This is a genomic window from Bradyrhizobium genomosp. I (2014) (genome assembly GCF_000261685.1).
GTDB lineage: Bacteria > Pseudomonadota > Alphaproteobacteria > Rhizobiales > Xanthobacteraceae > Bradyrhizobium.
In genome coordinates, this window is the sequence record NZ_AJQE01000068.1 from 1 (window position 1) to 3,218 (window position 3,218).

Annotated in this window: 2 protein-coding genes and 1 pseudogene; all 3 read left to right on the forward strand. The window is 66.8% G+C overall.

The genetic code is table 11. From position 1 onward, the window contains the following. A pseudogene (locus tag IC50_RS07095) lies at positions 1–658 on the forward strand (DNA polymerase III subunit alpha); the annotation flags it as partial. Positions 659–784: 126 nt separating this feature from the next. Further along, positions 785–1,528, forward strand: a complete 744-nt coding sequence (locus IC50_RS07100) for a carbonic anhydrase (protein WP_035702283.1) — start codon at positions 785–787, stop codon at positions 1,526–1,528. A 222-nt stretch (positions 1,529–1,750) separates the two neighbouring features. Further along, positions 1,751–3,218: caspase family protein (locus IC50_RS07105; protein ID WP_035702286.1), on the forward strand; the 1,468-nt coding region annotated here is incomplete at its 3' end.

Sequence of the window (3,218 nt, forward strand, 5' to 3'; positions counted from 1 at the left end):
CGACGCGATCGGCTTCTTCCTGTCCGGCCATCCGCTTGACGATTATGCAACCGTGCTGAAGCGGCTGCGCGTGCAGAGCTGGGCCGAGTTCTCGCGCGCGGTGAAGACCGGTGCGACCGCCGGCAAGGTCGCCGCCACCGTGGTCTCGCGCATGGAGCGGCGCACCAAGACCGGGAACAAGATGGGCATCATGGGCCTGTCCGATCCGACCGGCCATTTCGAGGCGGTGCTGTTCTCCGAGGGGCTCGCGCAATATCGCGACGTGCTGGAGCCGGGAGCGGCCGTGCTGCTGCAGCTCGGGGCAGAGCTTCAGGGCGAGGACGTTCGCGCCCGCGTGCTGCATGCCGAGCCGCTCGATGACGCCGCGGCCAAGACGCAGAAGGGCCTGCGCATCTTCCTGCGCGACACCAAGCCGCTGGACTCGATCGCCAAGCGCCTCGCCGGACCCGACATGGCGGCCTCGAACGGCGGCGCGCCGAAAGTCGGGAGTCCCGCACTTGCGCCGCGCTCCAACGGCGACGGTGAGGTCTCGCTGGTGATCATGCTCGACCTCGAGACCGAAGTGGAGATGAAGCTGCCCGGCCGTTTCAAGGTCTCGCCGCAGATCGCCGGCGCGATCAAGGCGGTCGCGGGCGTGGTGGACGTGCAGCAGCTCTGAGGTTGCCGGTACCGCCGCAAACCAAAGCTTAACTATTTGGCTCGCGTGTGGTTTCGAGGTCGCTCGCGCGCAGCTATCAGTTACCCGATGAGCTCGTTCGGCGGGAAACCTGGAAGGACAACAACCATGTGCGACAAATGCTCTGAGAATCTGCATCAGCCTGTTGCTCCGTCGCGGCGCTCCATGATGCTCTTTGCCACCTCGGCGCTTGCGGCGGCGGCGTTTGGCGGGGCCGCATCGGCCAAGCAGTCAAAGGTGCCGCCGAAACCGCAGAACGTGCTCTCGCCCGATGCGGCGCTGAAGCGGCTGATGGAAGGCAATGCGCGCTACGTATCGGGCGTGTCGCGCCGCCACGACTTCAAGCACGAGCGCGAGGCATTGGTCGGCGGTCAGAATCCGTACGCGGCCGTTTTGAGCTGCGCCGATTCGCGCATCGCGCCCGAATATGCCTTCGACACCGGACGTGGCGACCTGTTCGTGTGCCGCGTCGCCGGGAATTTCGCAGGCGATGAAACCGTCGCCAGCATGGAGTACACGGTGGCGGTGCTCGGCACGCCCCTGATCCTGGTGCTCGGCCATGACAATTGCGGCGCCGTCGATGCGACCATCAAGTCGCTGAAGGACGGCAAGCCGTTGCCGGGGCACATCCCCTCGCTGGTCTCCGCGATCACGCCGGCGGTGAAGACGGCGGCCCAGCAGAGCGGGAATGCGCTCGACAACGCCATTCGCCAGAATGTCATCGACAACGTGGCCAAGCTGAAATCGGCCGCCCCAATCCTCAACGCGGCGGTCGAGCAGGGCAAGCTCAAGGTGGTCGGCGGTATCTATCGGCTGAATACGGGGACCGTCGAGCTGCTTGCCCAGGGCTGAGCCCGGCTTCCGGAGCATCGGAGCCCACGACCTGGTCGCGCCTCTTTCGAGCAGAGGCGGCCACCCGGCTGTCGTCAGAAGCGACAGCCCCATCCTCGGGTGCGCTCCTCCCGAGCGCGCCATTCCGCCGCCTCAATCCGCGCCTTTCGTTCAAGCGCCGTTCAGCCGGCCGAGCATTTGATGCGCGGTGGCGTTTGAACCATATTGGCGGGCAAGCAGGCAATGCGCGGGACCTTCAGAGCTTTCATCGGCCTTCCTCTTGCGATTCTGCTGGTTGTTGCGGGCGTGGTGCCGGACCAGGCCCGCGCCCAGCAGCAGGAAAAGCGGATCGCGCTCGTGGTGGGCAACGGCGCCTACGCCAAATCGCCGCTGGCAACCACTGCCAACGATGCCGGCCTGATCGCGCAGACGCTCCAGGCGGCCGGCTTCGACGTGGTCGGCGCACGCGATCTCGACGGCGACACGCTGCGCAAGAGCTTGCGCGATTTCATCCAGAAGGCGCAGGCTTCCGGCCCGGGCACCGTCGCGATGATTTATCTTGCCGGCTACGGCGTGCAGCTTGCCGGCGAGAACTATTTCATCCCGGTCGATTCCAACATCACCCGCGACACCGACATACCGACCGAAGCCTTGCGCATCAGCGATTATGCGCGCCAGCTCGCGTCCATTCCGCTCAAGGCCGACATCGTCGTGCTCGATGCGGCCCGCGCGCAGCCCTTCATCGAGGGCGGCCAGCCGATCGCGAGCGGTCTGGCGCTGGTCGAGCCGGAGGCGAACATGCTGATCGCCTTCAACGCGGCGCCCGGCACGGTGGCGCCGGAGGAGCCGGGACCCTACGGCATCTATGCACAGTCGCTCGCCGAGATGATCCGCACCGGCGGCCTGCCGCTGCCCGAGGTGTTCGACCGCGTTCGCCTGCGCGTCAACGAGGCCAGCAAGGGCGCGCAGGTGCCCTGGAACGAGCAGAAGATATCGGCGCAATTCTCGTTCTTCGAGCGTGCGCCCGATGCGCCGCCGCCGGAGGCCGCGCCCGATCAGGTCGCCGCCATCCGCAACAAGCCGATCCGCGATCTCGGCGTGCAGGATGCCTATGCCGTCGCGCTCGAGCGCGACACGCTGCCGGCCTATGAGGAGTTTCTCGCAGCCTATCCGAATGACCCTCTGTCGAAGCGCGTGATGGCGATCGTCGCCGCGCGCCGCGAAGCCATCACCTGGCGACGGACCTATCGGACCGACACGCCGGAGGCCTATTGGTCGTATCTGCGCCGCTATCCGCGCGGCCCGCATGCGGCGGATGCGCGCCGACGCCTGGCGATCCTCACGGCGCCCGCCGAGCCGCCGCCGACCTTTGCGATGATCGATTACGACGTGCCGCCACCGCCGCCGGAGGAGGTGGTCTATGTCGACCGTCCGGTGTTGTATTTCAGCGATCCCGATTTCGGCTTCGCGCCGCCACCGCCGCCGCCGGTGTACTATCTGCCACCGCCGCCGCCGGATTTCGTCGTGCTGCCGCCGCCGCTGCCGGTGGTCGGCCTGTTCGTGCTGCCGCAGCCGGTGTTCGTGCCGATCCCGGTATTCGTCAGGCCGCCGGTCTATGTCGCGCCGCCGCCGAACAACATCATCTATCAGAACATCCATAATACGACGGTCATCAACACCGTGATCAATCGCCCGCCGGCGCCTTCGCCGG